Source organism: Phyllobacterium sp. OV277, from assembly GCF_900104355.1.
In the GTDB taxonomy this organism is placed as follows: Bacteria; Pseudomonadota; Alphaproteobacteria; order Rhizobiales; family Rhizobiaceae; genus Phyllobacterium.
Genome location: NZ_FNIY01000003.1, coordinates 226,732 through 243,176 on the forward strand (window position 1 = coordinate 226,732; position 16,445 = coordinate 243,176).

Below are 16,445 nucleotides of genomic sequence, written 5' to 3' on the forward strand. Positions count from 1 at the left end.
AAGATCCGGCCGGGGCCAAATGCTTGACGGTCATTTCAATGTCGCCGTTAACCTTCGCAGACGAGGCTTTAAGGAAAGGATAAAACCGGGGCACCAGATGCCTCTCACAACCGGTTTCGGGCAAATGTGAGGGGGCTTTTCAATGCATGGTAAATGAAGGGTTTCGGGTTGCCGCCCATTTGCCCGTCGAATCGGGAAAGCGGCATTTTGGTCGCCAAGATTTCTTAATCCTTGGTTTCTATGATCACTCAAATGCAAAACCGCGTCGCAACGGGTTTTTGCCGTCTGTGTGGCAATGTCGAAAGCAAGTTGGGTATCGACAGAGGATTTTGAAATGTTCTTCCTGATCAGGTTTGCGATCAAGTTCTGCTTCTGGATGATGCTGATCTCGCTGTTCATTCCCGGCGGGCCGAAAGACAATGCGCAAGGAACCGCCCAGCCCGGCCCGCTTGAAGCTTTCTTTGCTGCGCGCGCCACGATCAGCGATCTCAGCCAGTTCTGCACACGCAATCCCGATGCCTGCGAAACCGGCAAGGCCGCGCTTAACAATGCAGGCGTTCGTGCCGGCGAGGTTGCCAAAGTCGGCTATCAGTATCTCGACACACAGCTCGGCAACAAGACAAACAATGCTGACGCGACCGTTGCTGCCGCGCATGAAGATGCCGAAACCAAACCTACCACCGCAACGGCGAACCAGAGCGATCTGATCAAAGCCAAACTGCGCGAGATGGCCTTACGCGAAATTCTCGACGTCGCCATTCGTCAACGCGAACATTCGGGTGCTGTCGACAACAAGACCACCGGCACCATTGTAAAGAAGTAAGCCCTGCGACAGGAAAAACGGTGACGTGGAGGCTTCCCGTCACTATATGTGCCTAATCACAGCAGAGACTTGTTTTATGGCACAGACAATTGACGACATTATCGCGGATTTCGACTTTCTTGACGATTGGGAAGATCGCTACCGCTATGTCATTGATCTTGGCCGCGAACTGAAACCTTATCCAGACACCGCCCGCGATGCGGCGCACAAGGTCAATGGCTGTGTCAGTCAGGTCTGGCTGAAAAGCACATTGAGCGAAGGCACGGACCCGGTGATCGAGTTTGTCGGTGATTCCGATGCGCATATCGTGCGCGGTCTCGTTGCCATCATGATGGTGCTCTATTCCGGCAAGAAGGCATCGGAAATCCTGGCTGTCGATCCGGAAGCCATCTTGAAGAAACTGGGATTGAACGAGAACCTGACACCCCAGCGTTCCAACGGTTTGCGCTCCATGATTGGCCGTATCCGCAACGAGGCACAGGCCGCCCTCGGGTCAGCCCAAGCCACGCAGCATTAGAGTATCGGGCGATAATCCTCGGTTCCCCAGTGAATAATGCGCTGGGATCGCCGTGATGGTGATGGCGGATAGTAATGCCGGTCCAGTGCAGCCAGCGCCGTCTTCAGGATGAGCTTCGCCGAGCGGACAGGCCATTGCCTTTCGCGTTCGATAACCTCCAGCCCTTTCAGAAAGCAGCAGACATCAATCAACACGCCCGACAGTTCAGGTCCAACGGCTTCCAGCGCCCGCTCCACCCGTAGCCGCGCTGCCAGCGCTGCATCGGTGATTTCAAGCACACCATTGCCACTGCGATGGCTGGCGCCTGAACCGGCAATATTCCAGTTGACGCCCAGTGACGGCATCAGATTGCCTAACGTGTAATCGCTGCGCAGCCGCTCACCCGCCTTGAAGGCTGCTTCACTGATCAAAGGCTTGCCGGATGAATCCTTGCGCTTGTGCAACAGGCCAAGGGGAGATTCCGCTTCGTTACGGCGTACATGCGCTGAACCATTGCCGTCATCAAGCACAATGACTGCCTCGCTGCGATGCTGGGCGGCATAGGCATCTGCTTCACCGTCCAAGCGATGCAGGAACGCCCTGCCCGTGTCGGTGATTATGAGCTTGCCGCCGCGTGAATGGGCCAATTCTTCACGAACAGCATGATCAATCGTCGACCGCTCAACGGAAATTGCGCCGCCTGCTGCGCTCTCAAGCGTGCGCTTTGCATTACCTGATGCAACGACCTCCGCCGGTGCCTTGCGGAGGAAACACAATAGTCTGCGCATCAATAGACCGTTCCTGACAACACTCATCGGCGCACCATGCCACTGCGCAGGAAGGCGGCCCTCAGAATATTCTCGATGGTGTTGATGATGCGGTCAAACTCCGGCTCGTCACGCATATCCTCAATGAGATGACAGGCATGATTGACCGTGCTGCGGTCACGCCCAAAAGCGCGCCCGACCTCTGACATGCTCAGCGACAACGTCACATGAGCCACATACATGCCGATTTGCCGGACTCGCGCCACCGAACGCTCGCACCGGGAGTGTGAGCGAAGATCGCGGACACTGACATTGAAAAAGCCTGAAAGAATATCGATAACACTGTCGCAGACCTGAAAGAGACGCTCATCCAGCGGCTCGTTATCATCGGGAATGAATGGCTTGATTACCCGTTGCCTTGAGCGACGCTGACGAAGAATATCGATCATCGCCCGCGCTTCGGTGACAGAGCTGATCAAATGAGGGAAATTCTCGGACATTCTCGCTCCACTTCATTTATAGGAATATCTTCTTATAATATTCCCATCAAGACCGTGGATAAGTTTTGCCGCGTAAAAGCGTTATATAATTGTTTTACAAATGTTTTTTCTTTTGAATGCAGTATTTTCTAGGACTTTTGTCCTACATTCATTCCAACGCCCCATAATGCCCCATCCCACATCAAGGATGGAACCATGGCCCATATCGACTGGATAAAAGAACGGGAGACTTTTCTGGCTACCAGAGAAGCCGAGCGGGAGACGGCGCGGCAACGCCTCGCATTGCAAATTCTCTGCGGCGAGAACCTCGACACCATGATCGCTCTCGGCCCTGCAGACAGGTTGAACTATTGCAGGCGGTTAAAGCGACTGATCGAGAGAGAAAGGATCAAGGGCGGCAAAGGGCACTGGAGCTATGATCTTAACCGTCATATCGGCCTCAAACAGGCCTTGGATACATTGCAGAAGTCTATCCCAGTTTCCGTGCGTGCGGATTGAGGCACAAACAAAAACGGCGCCCAGAGGCGCCGTCTTTGCAAATTATTCGTGAGCCGCTTATTAAGCAGCCTTCTTACGCTTGCGGCCGAGGCCCATGTTCTTGGCCAGACGCGAACGAGCAGCGGCGTAGTTTGGTGCAACCATTGGATAGGATGCATCCAGATCCCACTTTTCGCGGTACTGTTCAGGGGTAAGGCCATAATGGGTCATCAGGTGACGCTTCAAAGACTTGAATTTCTTGCCGTCTTCGAGGCATACGATGTAATCGTCCGCTACGGATTTCTTTGGGTTGATTGCAGGTTTCGGCTTTTCCTGAATCGCGACGACTGCTTCTGCACCACTACCGACCCGACCAAGAGCAGCGTGGACATCAGCAATAAGCGCTGGGAGATCGCCAGATGGCACCGAATTATTGCTTACATAAGCAGCAACCAATTCAGCGGTCAGCTCCAGAAGAACATCACCAGCAGCTGTGTTTGAATTGTCGAATGTTGTCATCAAAGTCCAAATCCTTCATCTAATTTGAAAACTGGGTATTACTCGGGAAAGCAAGCAGTATAAATCTGCAAATATCAGAAATCCTGACACTGATGGCCACACTGTATTCAGGATAGAGCACAAATTGTCAAATCAATACTTCACCAAAAAAAGAAATATTTGTAATTTTTCCTTGATATAGAATTTACTTGGGTCTTCACGGTGATTAAGGCAAGAAAGCCAAAATCCGATTAAACATGTGATAACATAAATGTTCACACGTGAACATCCACACAACACCACTAAGACCAAAAATGGCGAAAATGAGGAACCAATCCTCATTTCACAAGCATTCTATAATAACGGATATTGCTGAGTGCGGTTGCGAAACCTACGATAGAATAACTCATGACAATATTGTTAGAGTTCTGTTTTTGACCAAATAGACAATTTACGCACAAGATGAACAAAAAAACCACAAAGCCACGTTGATCCGGCAAAACGCCTCTCCAAATCAGCCGAAACCGCCCTTCGACCGGCCCATATCAGTGCATTCGCTTAAATAACGGCAGTATTGTTGCAAGAAGTTATGTGCAACATTTTATTTATGAAGATGTTCTCTCCACTGGTAAAACAATCTGGAATAGAAAAAGGCAAGGCCACGGTATTGCACGTAATGGTTGTAGTTCTGTGCCGCCACTCTGCTTCTTAAGCAGGATTGACGAATCCTTTGCAGATGTGGTCATCGTATGCTTTGGCAAGAGTCCGATATGCTGGCATGATCCGCGTCAGCCCCTCCTGCCCATCCTATCCACTGCACCTGAAAGCATTTTATGACCAACACATCCCGTTTCATCACCCTTCCCGCTCCCCAATCCGCCAAGCATCCGGTTTCCGATACGCGCCACGGTATTACCCGCGTGGATGACTATGCGTGGATGCGTGCTGAGAACTGGCAGGAGGTTTTCAAGGACCCATCGACGCTCGATCCTGCGATCCGTAGTCATCTGGAAGCGGAGAACACCTATCAATCGGCATTGATGGCCGATACCAAGGCATTGCAGGCCAAGCTTTTTGACGAAATGAAAGGCCGCATCAAGGAGGATGATTCCTCTGTTCCATCAAAAGATGGACCTTATGCCTATGGCACTTCCTACAAGACGGGCGGACAGCATCCACGTTTTTTCCGTACACCGCGCGATGGCGGTGAGCAGACCATGTTGCTCGATGGTGATCTGGAAGGTGACGGCAAGGCCTATTTCAGTCTCGGCTCCGCCGACCATTCCCCTGATCATTCAAAAATGATCTGGGGTTTTGACGATAAGGGTTCTGAATTCTACACGCTCAAAGTGCGCGATCTGACAACGCGTGCTGATGCGGATGATCTCGTCAGCGACACATCCGGTGGCGGTGTATGGAATGCCCACTCCAACGGCTTTTACTATACAAGGGTGGATGCCAATCATCGCCCTTCCCGTCTTTTCTATCATGAACTTGGCCAGCCTGAGAGCACCGACCGCCTGATCCATGAGGAGAAGGATGCGGGGTTCTTCCTGGGCGTCGGCGGCAGTTCGCTCGACGATTTTATCTTCATCGATTGCCATGATCACGAGACTTCCGAGGTCTGGCTACTTGATGCCAGAAATGCCGCTTCGGAACCAAAACTTGTTGCTGCACGCCAGACAGGCGTGGAATACAGCCTGACCGAAGGCGGCGATGTTTTCTACATCCTTACCAATGCCGATGGTGCCAAGGATTTCAAGATCATGAGCACGCCGGTCACGACGCCGGAGCCGGAAAACTGGACTGAAGTGGTCGCCCACAAAGCGGGCCGCCTGCTTCTCGGCCATGGCGCTTACAAGGACCATGTGGTTTGGCTGGAGCGTGAGAACAGCCTGCCCCGTATCATCATCCGCAATCGCCATTCGGGTGAAGAACATGCCATTGCCTTTGACGAAGAGGCTTTCTCGCTCGGCCTGCAGGGCAGTCCTGAATATGACAGCGAGGTTATCCGCTTTTCCTATTCATCAATGACCACGCCCTCGCAGCTCTATGATTACAATATGCGCACACGCGAGCGTACATTGCTCAAGACGCAGGAAGTGCCTTCCGGCCACAACCCGGATGATTACATCACCCGGCGTTTGCTGGCTCCTGCGTCCGATGGCGAAACCGTACCGGTTTCCATCGTCTATCACCGTGATACGAAACTGGATGGCTCGGCGCCCTGCCTGCTCTATGGCTATGGCTCCTACGGCATGACCATTCCCTCAAGCTTCAGCACCAGTTGCCTGTCGCTGGCCGATCGGGGTTTCATTTACGCCATTGCCCATATTCGCGGTGGCAAGGACAAGGGCTATGCCTGGTACGACAATGGCAAACGCCTGCACAAGAAGAACACGTTCACGGATTTCATCGCCTCGGCCCGCCATCTGGTTGCGGAGGGCTTCACCAGCCATGAGCGCATCATCGCGCAGGGCGGTTCGGCTGGTGGCATGTTGATGGGCGCCGTCGCCAACATGGCACCGGAAGCCTTTGGCGGCATCATTGCCGAAGTACCGTTCGTTGATGTCATCAACACGATGCTTGACGATACTTTGCCGCTCACCCCGCCGGAATGGACCGAATGGGGCAATCCGATCACCTCGCCGACCGATTACGCCTATATGGCTTCCTACTCGCCCTATGACAACGTCCATGCGCAGGCCTATCCGCCTGTTCTCGCAGTGGCGGGGCTGACCGATCCACGCGTGACTTACTGGGAACCGGCAAAATGGGTGGCGAAATTGCGGGAGCTGAAGACCGATGACAATCCCGTGCTCTTCCGCATCAACATGGATGCAGGCCATGCCGGTGCGTCTGGCCGGTTCTCACGGCTGGAAGAAGTCGCCTATGTCTATGCCTATGCCCTCAAGCTGGTTGGCAAGGCGGAGGTTTAATGGCCCACGAGGATGCAACCAAGCCATCCGCGAAAACCAGCGGATGGCAGTAGCGCAGATGTGTTTGATGTTGTGTCGACTCGCAGTTACAGACATCGCTGTTTCCGCTATAAAGGCATGAGGCGCTCGTGGGGAAGCAAGGTTAGACTGGTTCACTGCAGGAGGTTGTCATGATGAAACGAAGCGCACTTACCCTGATGCTCGGTCTTGCATTCGCCGCCCAGCCGGTAATCTCCCTCATGGACATGACTGAAGTACAGGCCGCAGTTCGCAAGAATGTCAGCGAATATGCTGGCGTACGCTGCAATACGCCGCCGCGCGGCTCCGGTGTTATTGTCGGGCGTTATTCCGGTACAACAGACAATCCGATCATCTCCATGGGCGGCGATTACGTGGGCGTTTCTGCCTATCGCTGCTTCCGTTCCATGGAGGAGTGCCGCGGCTGGCTCTACACCATGCGCAGCAAATATATTGATGGAAACTTCGTGTTGATCGGATGCGACAAACGCTGACGGAACGAATTAAACCTCGCCGCTCATCAGCTTTCTGAACACTTCCAAACCGTCCTCTGACGAGCCCGCTGCGAGGATGTGCATCGCATCGTCGGCGGCTGTTTTTGCGCGTGCAAACATCACAGCCTCATAGGCCTGAACCGCCCGGCTCCGGTCGCCACCCTGCGTCAAGGCGTCGGCGAGATCAGCAGCATCGCGCAGCGCAAGGTTGGCGCCTTCGCCAGCCGGTGGCATGAGATGCGCCGCATCACCGATAAGCGTGATGCCGGCATGGTGCTCCCAGTGGTGCCCGGCAGGCAGCGTATAAACGGGCCATGGCCGCACGTCCTCGTCGGCCGCATGAAACAGCTGGAGCAGGCCCGCATCCCAGTCCGCGAAATGCGCGAGAATGCTCTCTTTTGTCTCGGCAACGTCCGGCTCATCGCCGCGCGGCAAGGCCGCATAGACACGGATAAGCGCGTTGGAATTGCGCTGGGCAAAAATTGATTTGCCATCGCCCTTGGCGATGGATGTGCCCCGGCCAACGAGTGCCGCCACGTCAGGATAACGCCGGTCGACATCAGCAATCGACAACTCGAAATAGCTGAGACCGGTATGCTGAGGTTTTGCCGTTGATACGAGCGGGCGAACCTTTGACCAGGCACCGTCAGCACCGACGACAAAATCAAACTGCCTGACGACACCATTGGTGAAACGAAGCTCGACAGTGCCATCAGCAAGCTGCAAAGCCTCACTCAACCGGTATCCCCAACAGATCGCCTCCTGCGGAAACGAGCGCAACAGCAGGGTGCGAAGCTGGCTGCGATCAATTTCGGGCCTGTCGCCATCAGCCGAGTCGTCCTTGAATACCAGTGCCCCGTGCTTGTCGTAGAGCCGTATGCCCTGATCTTCATAACGGGCAAAACTCTGGAACTCCGTGAAAAGCCCGGCACGTTTCATCGCGTATTGTCCGGTTTCCGCGTGCAGATCGAGCATACCGCCCTGCCCGCGATGCACAGGCGATTCATCGCTCTCGAAAACCGTGAAGGCAACACCCGTCATATGCAGCATACGGGCGAGCAGCAGACCGCCGGGACCACCGCCGATGATGGCTATATTTGAATTCTTTGACATTTCCATATTCTCTTTGATAGATTGCATAGGGTCCTATTTAATATAACATAGGGTCCTATGCAAGGAGAATCAACATGTCCGAGCCGGATACAAGACAAGCCCCATCCTTCCTGATCAAACAGGTGGCGCGGGAACTGATACGCCGGGGCGAGGAACGGCTGCGGCCGCTCGGGCTTGGAACAGCCTATCTTCCCATTATGGTGGCGGTGAAAAACGGGGATGCGGCAACGCAAGCGGACCTTGCCCGGCTTTTGCGGGTGGAGCAGCCTTCCATGGCACAGTTGCTGGGGCGGATGGAGCGTGACGGGCTTATCCGGCGCAAGGTCGATCCCGGCAACAGGCGGAGCCAGATCATCGAATTAACAGCGCTTGCCGTCGAGCGCCTGCCGCAGGCCTATGCGGCTCTCAACGAGGGCAATATTCTCGCCATGACCAATTTTACGCCTGATGAAGAGGCGCAATTCGTGGCGTTCCTCAACCGTATCCAAGTCAATCTTCGCAGCGATGTCTGAAACTGCTCAGGAAGGCTGGCCCTTCCAGACGATGCTGCTGATATCAAGTTTCTTCGGAATGATTTTCAGCTCATAGAACTCATCAGCCAGTGCCTGCTGATAGGCAATCGCCTCAGGCGTCACGCGCGTTACATCGCCAAGCCGCAGGCCTTCGCGCGTCAGTGTGATCCTCTGAATATCCTCTGGCACACCGGTAATTTTCGACAGGGCAGCCACCGTCTGGTCGAGATTGTCCTGCGCGGTCCGGCCTACCTTTGCCAATTCGTCCAGCACTTCGGTCAAGATATCGCCATGGGCGGCGGTGAAATCACCATTGCTGAGGAAATAGGACCAACTGTCAGCAATGCCCCGACCCGTGGCCAGAACCCGCGTTTCCGGGCGCTTTTCGGCAATGGCAAGATATGGGTCCCAGATCGACCATGCATCGACCTGGCCAGACGCAAAGGCGGCGGCGGCATCGGATGGTGAAAGGTCCGACGCCCTGATGTCATTGACCGACAGGCCCGCAGTGCGCAGAGCCTTGACCGTGAAATTATGGGCACTCGATCCCCGCTTGAAGGCGACCCGTTTGCCCTTCAGGTCCGCAATGCTTTGGATCGGCGAATCCTTCTGCACGAGAATGGCTGATCCATCAGGCGAACCCTTATAGGTGCCCGCATAAACCAGATTTCCGCCGGCGGCCTGCGCGAAGAGCGGCGGCACATCACCGGTTGGCCCGAAATCAACAGCACCCGCGCCCAGGGCTTCCAGCAGTGGCGGTCCGGACGAAAATTCGGCCCAACTGACAGCTATGCCGCGCGCTTCAAAGCGTTTTTCCAGTGCACCTGTCCCCTTGGCCAGCGCGAGAACGCCGCCCTTCTGCCAGCCAATGCGCAGGGTTTTCAACGGCTCGGCGTTTGCACGGCTCGTCAACGGTATGAGCACTGTTACGGCACCAGTGCCAAGCAAAGCGAGAGTCTGTCTGCGGGTCAACATCGATGCCATCCTTTTCGTATCACTATTGATCAAAGGATGAAGCAAACGACTGACGGGATCGACGTCATAAATATTGAACAATCAATCACACCGGGAAAATCATTCCCCGACAACCCAAGCAAAGTGAAATGATTTGACCCGGAATGGATCGAACTGACGTCATCTCAGGGTTTTGGAAAACCATTGGGATGGGCAGGAATCGCCTTGAGATAGGCTGCAATCGCGTCGCGATCAGCGGCGTCCAGATGCGCCATATTGAGCACGACGTCGGTCATGGAACCGCCCAGCGAATCGAAATCCGGCGTAAAGCCGCTTTCCAGCGCATAGGCGATGTCTTTTTCCGACCAGTTGTCGATACCGCCCTCGCCGCCCGTGATATTGGGAACAACCCCTTTGCCCTCAGGCGCCTTTGCACCCGCAAGCCAGCGCGTCTTGTCGAGCCCGCCAATGGCATTGCGCGGCGTATGGCATTCACCGCAATGACCCGGACCTTCCACCAGATACTGGCCACGTTTGATCGCATCCGTCGCACCGGCAATGGTCAAAACCGGGTCCGCCGACAGATAAAGCCGCTTCCATAAACCCAATCCCCGGCGAACCGTGAAGGGGAAACTCAAACGGTGATCCGCCGCTACATTATCCGATGGCGGCAGGGTTTTCAGATAGGCGTAGAGATCGGCAATGTCCTGCACCTGCATGCGCGCATAGGAGGTGTAGGGAAAGGCCGGGTAATAATGCCGCCCGTCCGGCGAGACACCGGCAAGCATGGCATTGGCAAGATCTTCAAACGACCATTTGCCAATGCCTTTATCCGAAGGGGAAATGTTGGGGCTAACGAACGTGCCAAATGGCGTGACCAGTTCATGGCCACCTGTCAGCACCAGCCTTGCATCGCCGCTGGCACCGGGTGCCGCATGGCAGGAGGCACAGCCCCCCACCCAAAAAACGCTTTCACCGCGCTTGGCATCGCCGGGAGCCACAGCCGCGAGCCTTGCCGGATCAACCCGCGATGGTGCAGACAGGAGCCAGAAAACAGCGCCTCCGGTTATCACGACCACAATGATGAGCAGCAGAAGCTTGCGGATCAATGTGTATCCCCCAGTTTACGCAATCAGTTCTTCTTGATGCGGAATGTCTGATGGCAGGCTCCGCAATTCTGCGACACCTGTGCAAAGGCAAGCTTGAAGCTGGCAAGATCCTGCGGCTTGGCACCGGCTGCTGCGGCAGCATCAGCCTTGTACTTGTTCACCGCAGCGACAAAACCAGCATTGTCTTCCCAGATTTTCGGTGAAGCAGTGGTATCGCCGCCGGTTTCCGAGCCAGCGGGAAAGAGTGCCACCGGATCGATCTTCTGCGCATCCTCGTTCAGCTTGGTAAGGGCGGCCAGCACGGCGGCGGCGTCAAACGGCTTGTCACCTTTGGCAATAGGCGCAAGACTGCCAATCGCCTTGCCCTGATCTTTCATCAGTGCCTGCCGGTCAGCAATCGGATCGGCACCGGCGACAGACGAAAACACCGCAAGGGCCAGCAAAGGCGCCGCAGCAAAAGCAATCACTCTCTTCATGAATGTCTCCAACTCTCGTGGCTTCAAATATATGTGGCTTCAAGGGTTTCCATGGGCACTCTAGAGTAAACATCTCCGATTGCACCCGCGTCATACGATCACATTTTCGTATGACAAGCATTGGCGCAGATACGAAAAACCCCGGCTTTAGGCCGGGGTTTTTCTGGTCGGTTCGTTAAATACGGCGCCATCTGCGATCATAGCGATGATGCCAACGCGGGCGATCCCAACGGCGTTCATAACGATAATGCGGCCGATCCCAACGACGGTCCCACCGGCGATCATAACGCCGGTCCCATCTGCGATCCCAGCGACGATCATAACGGCGGTCCCAGCGACGGTCATAACGGCGATCATAGTCGCGGTAATACTGAACTTTCAGTACATCGCCATTTGCAGCAACTGTCCCTGATGTGGTGATCGGCTTCTCGACAGTCATCGGCGCGGCGGAAACCGGTCCGGCTGCTCCGAGGGCTCCAATCGACATCACCACGGCAAAAAGAGCTGAAATCAACTTTTTCATAGTGCCTCCAGTGAAATGCGCCTGAGTGGACATGCATTTCGACGTTTATAGTCCCTAGGTAATAGACTTAAGTCTAATCCCATGAACCAGAGATGAATAATCAATATGGCGGAGCAAAGGCATAGCGGGAAAGCCTGATCACATATAAAAACCGGCCGTGCGAATGCGTGAAAGCTGCATTCGTACGGCCGGTTCGTTTCGCGCTATGGTTTCATTCAAGCCCCGTCAATACCTGATGCGCGATGCGAACCCGCTCCTCGTTGGGATAGTTCTTGTTGGCCAGAATGACGATACCGGCTTGCTTTTTCGGGATGAACGCCACATAGCCGCCGAACCCGCTGGTCGAACCTGTCTTGTTTATCCACACGTCGTCGCGCGGCGCCAGCGGCGGCGTCAATTGCTTGACCGGTAACTGCTTGAGCATGTCAGCTGAATTGCTCTGCTGGAGCATCTTAAGAGCAACCGGATAGGCATATTGCTCCCATATCAGGTCCTGTGTCATCGCACCGACCTTGAAATAGCCCGTATGCGTGTCGGTGATTGCCTGCTGCAGCTTTCCATCCAGCTTGACCATTTTCATGTTTGCCTGAAGCACACGGATCAGATCGGTGGCGGTAGTTTTCACGCCATAAGCCTCGGAGGAAAGCACGGCTGGTTTCACCCGCACCGGATCATCCTTCGCCGTGTAGCCTTGGGCATAGTCAGCCATTTTGGTTGCCGGTACTTCAACATAGGTGCTTTTCAGCCCGAGAGCCGGGAACAATTCCCCTTGCATTAACGCGCCGAAATCCTTGTTCATGGCTTTGGCGGTGATGAACCCCAGCATCCCGATGCTCGGATTGGCATAGGTCCGGGCTGTCCCGGCCTTGTAGGCGGGCTTCCACTTTTGCAGATAGGTCATCAACTGATCATCGTTCGTGACCTCATCAGGCACCTGCAGCGGGAAGCCCCCGGCGGTATGGGTGCCAAGATGCATCAGGCTGACATCGCCGAACTCTGTCCCCTGCATGGACGGCACATATTTGCTCGTCTTGTCGGACAGGGAAATCTGACCATTGACCTGCGCCCAACTCGCCTGTGTTGCAACGAATGTTTTGCTGATCGATCCGATCTCGAAGATCGTATCCCCGGTAACAGGCATTTTGGTCTGGCGGGAAGCTATACCGTAGTTGAACAGATATGAGTTTCCCTCAACGACGACGCCAACAGCCATCCCCGGAACACCATATTTTTCCATGATCGGACGCACCGCCGTATCGACCAAATCCTTGATCTCGGTTTCCTGTTCCTCGGCAGCATGGCTGGCGGCCATTGATGCGCCTGTGACAAGCAGGGCGCATGCCAGTAAGCTGGTTACTTTGGAGATCATTATCGGGCTTCCTTTTGCTGGTCGCGCGAACAGCGAGGCATAAGCTGCCTGCCGCTTGACGCATCAATTTTGCTGAGCGGTCTCTATTTATTCCACTGTATGGGCCTGTCAAAACATGATATCTCGGGGCAGACATAAGAAAAACTAGGCCATCCATGGTTCGCCCTTTTCTCCCGCTGAACGGCTTGCGAGCCTTCGAAGCATCCGCAAGACATTTAAGTTTCACCCGCGCTGCCATTGAGTTATGCGTGACACAGGCTGCGGTGAGCCAACAGGTCAAAAGCCTGGAAATGCGTCTGGGTGTGCCGCTGTTTCAACGCCTGCCGCGCGGCCTGAAAATCACCGCTGAAGGCGAAGCGCTTCTGCCTGTCGTCACCGGATCCTTCGATCATATGGCAGATACGCTTGAACGGATCGAAGGCGGCCATGTGCGCGAACTGTTGTTTCTGGGTGCGGTCGGAACATTTGCCGTGGGCTGGCTGCTGCCACGATTGCCGGATTTTCAGCGGCAATTTCCGTTCGTCGATATCCGCCTGTCGACCAACAACAACCGCGTTGATATGGCGGCGGAAGGGTTGGACTTTGCCATCCGGTTTGGCAGCGGCGCATGGCATGGCACAGATGCGACCCGGCTCTTTGAAGCACCGCTTTCACCACTATGCGTCCCGGCATTGGCGCAAACACTGCAAGAGCCTGCTGACCTTGCCAATCACACGCTTCTGCGCAGCTATCGAACTGACGAGTGGAACACATGGTTTGCGGCGGCTGACGCGCCTGCGGCACCGCAACTGAACAGGGCTATTGTCTTCGACTCGTCTCTGGCAATGATGGAAGCTGCCTTGCAGGGGATCGGCGTGGCGCTGGCACCGCCCATGATGTTCTCCCGCCTGCTTACTGCCGGTGCCATTGAACAGCCATTCCAGACTTCGATCTCGCTTGGCAGCTACTGGCTGACGCGGCTGCAATCGCGTCAACCAACGCCAGCCATGCTGGCATTTTCCGAATGGATCGTTTCAGAACAGTAATCAGGCCGAGGCGGTCTCATTTTTCAAGATCTTGCCGAGATTGTCGAGCATGGAACTCCAGCCTGCCTGACGGTATTCAGGCTTATCCTCATCATCGAGAAATGCCGCCTGCTCCGTCAGAACAAGATGGCAGCCCTTGTCATCAGGCGTAAGCTCAACCGTTACAACACCGCTGGAAATCGATGTTGTCTCACGCTTCATCGTGCCAGAGGATATGATCCGCCTGTTCGGTACAATGTCCTGATAGGTGCTGGTATTGATATAGGTTTCACCGCCAGTCCGGCCGAACCGGCAGATTTCACCGCCACCGACGCGAAAATCGAACTGGTCATAGGCCATATACCAGCCCTCATCCATGGCGTTCCAGCGCAGCAAAGCTTCAACGCTGGACCAGGCGGCAAAGACGCGTTCTGGCGTGGCCTCATAGGTCCGCTCCACGACGATGGTTGCATGTTTGACAGAACGCTCGGCCATGACTTCCTCCTGAATAGCCATTTCATTAAGTGATTGCTTAAGTAACACATCGACCCCCGCCTTGCAAGCGATAGTATCGTAATTGCTTAAGTGTTCAAACATCCAAAAATGTCCATATGTTAAGGCACCACAACAGTTCTTGGATGCTGGGCATTCAGGTAAACTCCATCGTGCCGCTGAGTCGAAGGAAACGCCCGTGAAGAAAAAACGCGCTGACCACGTCTGGGATGTCCCGCCTTCGGCCCGGGGCAAGCCAGCTCGGTTGACGGTTGCGACCTGCCAGTTTCCCGTTTCCTACGATATCAATGCCAATCTGGCCCATATGCTTGATCTGATCGGCCACGCTGCTTCTTCAGGCGCCGACGTGGCACATTTTCCCGAATGCGCCCTCTCCGGCTATGGCGCGGCAACGTGGCCGTCATGGGATGATTTTGAATGGGCAACCCTGAACGCTGCCATGGACAGGATTGCCGAAGCCGCCCGCGCCCATCGCGTCTGGATCGTCACCGGCTCCGTCCATTGGGACGATGCGCATACCCGCCCCACCAATTCCGTGTTTGTCTTTGATGACAAGGGTGTCATTGCCGGGCGCTATGACAAGCGGCGCTGTTCGATCAATGATCTGCGCGCCTTTGCACCGGGTGACAAGCCGCTGACCGTCGATATCAAAGGCGTGCGCTGCGGTTTCCTTATCTGCCTTGACTGGGCTTTCCCGGAGCTGTGGCAGGAGCATGCGGGAAAGGCTGAGATGATCTTTCATTCCTGCTATACGGATAATGTGGCGCGGGACCGGATCGAAGCCCATACGATACAGCCCTTGATTCAGGGTTATGCATGGCTCCATCAATACGCCGTCAGTTCATCGAATTCCTGCCGCCCGCGCCAGAATTTTCCGAGCTTCTGGATCGAGCGCACCGGTCACCATGGCGGCAGGGCGACAGCTGATGAAACAGGGCTCATCCTGAATGCCCTCACTGATGATCCGGAACTTGATGCCTTCTGCAAACAGGTGCTGGATTTCCGCCGCTCGGCAACCGATGGCAGCCTCTATGCTCCCTATCTGGAAGCGCAAAAGGTCTAATGCAACCACTGCCAAATTATGGCATGATCTGACAAACCACTCTCACATGTGAGCCAGACTTGTCCCGATCAGAGCGCCTTCTTGATCTCATCCAGACCATGCGCCGTTATCGCCGTCCCGTCAGTGGCAAGGTGCTGGCGGAAGAAACCGGCATCAGCATTCGCACGCTCTATCGCGATATAGCGACCTTGCAGGCGCAAGGCGCCCATATCGAGGGCGAACCGGGGCTTGGCTATATTTTGCGACCTGGCTTCATGCTGCCGCCGCTGATGTTTAGCGAGGAGGAAATAGAGGCTTTGGTGCTTGGCTCGCGCTGGGTGGCAAAGCAGCCTGATAACCGCCTTTCCACCGCCGCGCGCGATGCTCTCAACAAGATTGCAGCTGTCTTGCCGGATGATCTGCGTGAAAGTGTCGATGCTTCCACACTGCTCGTTGGGCCGAGCGAAAGCTCGACAACCGACGGAATCGATCTTGCCAGCGTGCGCAAGGCCATCCGCAGCGAACGCAAGCTCGATATTACCTATCGCGATAGCAATGGCAGTCAATCGAGCCGGCTCATCTGGCCGTTTGCGCTGGGGTTTTTCGAGAAGGTGCGTGTTATCGTTGCCTGGTGCGAATTGCGGCGGGATTTCAGGCACTTTCGCACCGACCGCCTCGCGCGCCTTGAACCTACCGACATCCGCTATCCACGCCGCCGTCAGGTTCTTCTGAAAGAATGGCGCGACAAGCAGGGTATCGCCCAGCCAAGTTAATCGCTACTGCCAGAAACTGGCAGTATGCCGATCTATGGTTGCTCC

At 55.1% G+C, this 16,445-nt stretch carries 18 protein-coding genes and 1 pseudogene; 9 read left to right on the plus strand and 10 right to left on the minus strand.

Translation table 11 applies throughout. The annotated features are described in order from the left end of the window. Positions 1 to 295 precede the first annotated feature (295 nt). Complete coding sequence (locus BLU05_RS12910; RefSeq protein ID WP_091880598.1) at positions 296 to 823, plus strand: DUF5330 domain-containing protein; 528 nt, start codon at positions 296 to 298, stop codon at positions 821 to 823. 76 nt (positions 824 to 899) lie between these two features. Continuing rightward, positions 900 to 1,340, plus strand: coding sequence for a SufE family protein (locus tag BLU05_RS12915; RefSeq protein WP_091880600.1), 441 nt, complete (start codon positions 900 to 902; stop codon positions 1,338 to 1,340). Here BLU05_RS12915 and BLU05_RS12920 read toward each other — a convergent pair. Together BLU05_RS12920 and BLU05_RS12925 are read right to left on the minus strand one after the other, a co-directional pair. Next, complete coding sequence (locus tag BLU05_RS12920) at positions 1,337 to 2,107, minus strand: DUF6456 domain-containing protein (protein WP_091880601.1); 771 nt, start codon at positions 2,105 to 2,107, stop codon at positions 1,337 to 1,339. The two genes, BLU05_RS12915 and BLU05_RS12920, sit on opposite strands and share 4 nt — an antisense overlap. A 23-nt stretch (positions 2,108 to 2,130) precedes the next feature. Beyond that, positions 2,131 to 2,586, minus strand: a complete 456-nt coding sequence (locus tag BLU05_RS12925) for a helix-turn-helix domain-containing protein (protein ID WP_244518331.1) — start codon at positions 2,584 to 2,586, stop codon at positions 2,131 to 2,133. A 195-nt stretch (positions 2,587 to 2,781) separates the two neighbouring features. Here BLU05_RS12925 and BLU05_RS12930 point away from each other — a divergent pair, with 195 nt between their 5' ends. Beyond that, positions 2,782 to 3,084 carry a cytoplasmic protein gene (locus BLU05_RS12930; RefSeq protein WP_091880603.1) on the plus strand — a complete coding sequence of 101 codons (303 nt, stop codon included), beginning with the start codon at positions 2,782 to 2,784 and terminating at the stop codon, positions 3,082 to 3,084. Positions 3,085 to 3,144: 60 nt separating this feature from the next. On the opposite strand, the gene BLU05_RS12935 is transcribed toward BLU05_RS12930, so the two are convergent. Next, positions 3,145 to 3,582, minus strand: coding sequence for a Ros/MucR family transcriptional regulator (locus BLU05_RS12935; RefSeq protein WP_091880604.1), 438 nt, complete (start codon positions 3,580 to 3,582; stop codon positions 3,145 to 3,147). Positions 3,583 to 4,394: 812 nt separating this feature from the next. On the opposite strand from BLU05_RS12935, the gene BLU05_RS12940 reads away from it, so the two are divergent. Both BLU05_RS12940 and BLU05_RS12945 read left to right on the plus strand, forming a co-directional pair. After that, positions 4,395 to 6,500 carry a S9 family peptidase gene (locus tag BLU05_RS12940; protein ID WP_091880606.1) on the plus strand — a complete coding sequence of 702 codons (2,106 nt, stop codon included), beginning with the start codon at positions 4,395 to 4,397 and terminating at the stop codon, positions 6,498 to 6,500. Positions 6,501 to 6,673: 173 nt separating this feature from the next. Then, on the plus strand, positions 6,674 to 7,012 hold the full coding sequence (locus BLU05_RS12945) for a metallophosphoesterase (protein ID WP_091881152.1): 339 nt from the start codon (positions 6,674 to 6,676) through the stop codon (positions 7,010 to 7,012). A 9-nt stretch (positions 7,013 to 7,021) separates the two neighbouring features. Here BLU05_RS12945 and BLU05_RS12950 read toward each other — a convergent pair whose 3' ends face one another. After that, positions 7,022 to 8,125 (minus strand): FAD-dependent oxidoreductase, encoded by a 1,104-nt coding sequence (locus tag BLU05_RS12950; RefSeq protein ID WP_175540595.1) that lies wholly within the window; start codon positions 8,123 to 8,125, stop codon positions 7,022 to 7,024. 74 nt (positions 8,126 to 8,199) lie between these two features. On the opposite strand from BLU05_RS12950, the gene BLU05_RS12955 reads away from it, so the two are divergent. Further along, positions 8,200 to 8,637 (plus strand): MarR family winged helix-turn-helix transcriptional regulator, encoded by a 438-nt coding sequence (locus BLU05_RS12955; RefSeq protein WP_091880609.1) that lies wholly within the window; start codon positions 8,200 to 8,202, stop codon positions 8,635 to 8,637. 6 nt (positions 8,638 to 8,643) lie between these two features. Here BLU05_RS12955 and BLU05_RS12960 read toward each other — a convergent pair whose 3' ends face one another. The 5 genes and pseudogenes from BLU05_RS12960 to ampC form a co-directional block, all read right to left on the minus strand. Further along, positions 8,644 to 9,612: an aliphatic sulfonate ABC transporter substrate-binding protein gene (locus tag BLU05_RS12960; protein WP_091881154.1), complete on the minus strand. Its 969-nt coding sequence runs from the start codon at positions 9,610 to 9,612 to the stop codon at positions 8,644 to 8,646. Between the two features lie 164 nt (positions 9,613 to 9,776). Beyond that, positions 9,777 to 10,700, minus strand: a complete 924-nt coding sequence (locus BLU05_RS12965; protein WP_091880610.1) for a c-type cytochrome — start codon at positions 10,698 to 10,700, stop codon at positions 9,777 to 9,779. Positions 10,701 to 10,723: 23 nt separating this feature from the next. Further along, on the minus strand, positions 10,724 to 11,176 hold the full coding sequence (locus BLU05_RS12970; protein ID WP_091880612.1) for a c-type cytochrome: 453 nt from the start codon (positions 11,174 to 11,176) through the stop codon (positions 10,724 to 10,726). Positions 11,177 to 11,351: 175 nt separating this feature from the next. After that, complete coding sequence (locus tag BLU05_RS25955) at positions 11,352 to 11,699, minus strand: hypothetical protein (RefSeq protein WP_139210442.1); 348 nt, start codon at positions 11,697 to 11,699, stop codon at positions 11,352 to 11,354. A 211-nt stretch (positions 11,700 to 11,910) separates the two neighbouring features. After that, positions 11,911 to 12,996 (minus strand): annotated as a pseudogene (gene ampC / locus BLU05_RS12980) (class C beta-lactamase); the annotation flags it as partial. 227 nt (positions 12,997 to 13,223) lie between these two features. On the opposite strand from ampC, the gene BLU05_RS12985 reads away from it, so the two are divergent. After that, positions 13,224 to 14,093 (plus strand): LysR family transcriptional regulator, encoded by an 870-nt coding sequence (locus tag BLU05_RS12985; protein ID WP_091880616.1) that lies wholly within the window; start codon positions 13,224 to 13,226, stop codon positions 14,091 to 14,093. Here BLU05_RS12985 and BLU05_RS12990 read toward each other — a convergent pair whose 3' ends face one another. Next, positions 14,094 to 14,567 (minus strand): SRPBCC family protein, encoded by a 474-nt coding sequence (locus tag BLU05_RS12990; protein WP_091880618.1) that lies wholly within the window; start codon positions 14,565 to 14,567, stop codon positions 14,094 to 14,096. A 196-nt stretch (positions 14,568 to 14,763) separates the two neighbouring features. Between BLU05_RS12990 and BLU05_RS12995 the strand changes: the two genes are divergently transcribed. Continuing rightward, positions 14,764 to 15,648, plus strand: a complete 885-nt coding sequence (locus tag BLU05_RS12995) for a carbon-nitrogen hydrolase family protein (protein ID WP_175540596.1) — start codon at positions 14,764 to 14,766, stop codon at positions 15,646 to 15,648. 59 nt (positions 15,649 to 15,707) lie between these two features. Beyond that, entirely contained in the window at positions 15,708 to 16,400 is a 693-nt protein-coding gene (locus tag BLU05_RS13000; protein ID WP_091880621.1) for a helix-turn-helix transcriptional regulator, read from the plus strand. Positions 16,401 to 16,445: the final 45 nt, after the last annotated feature.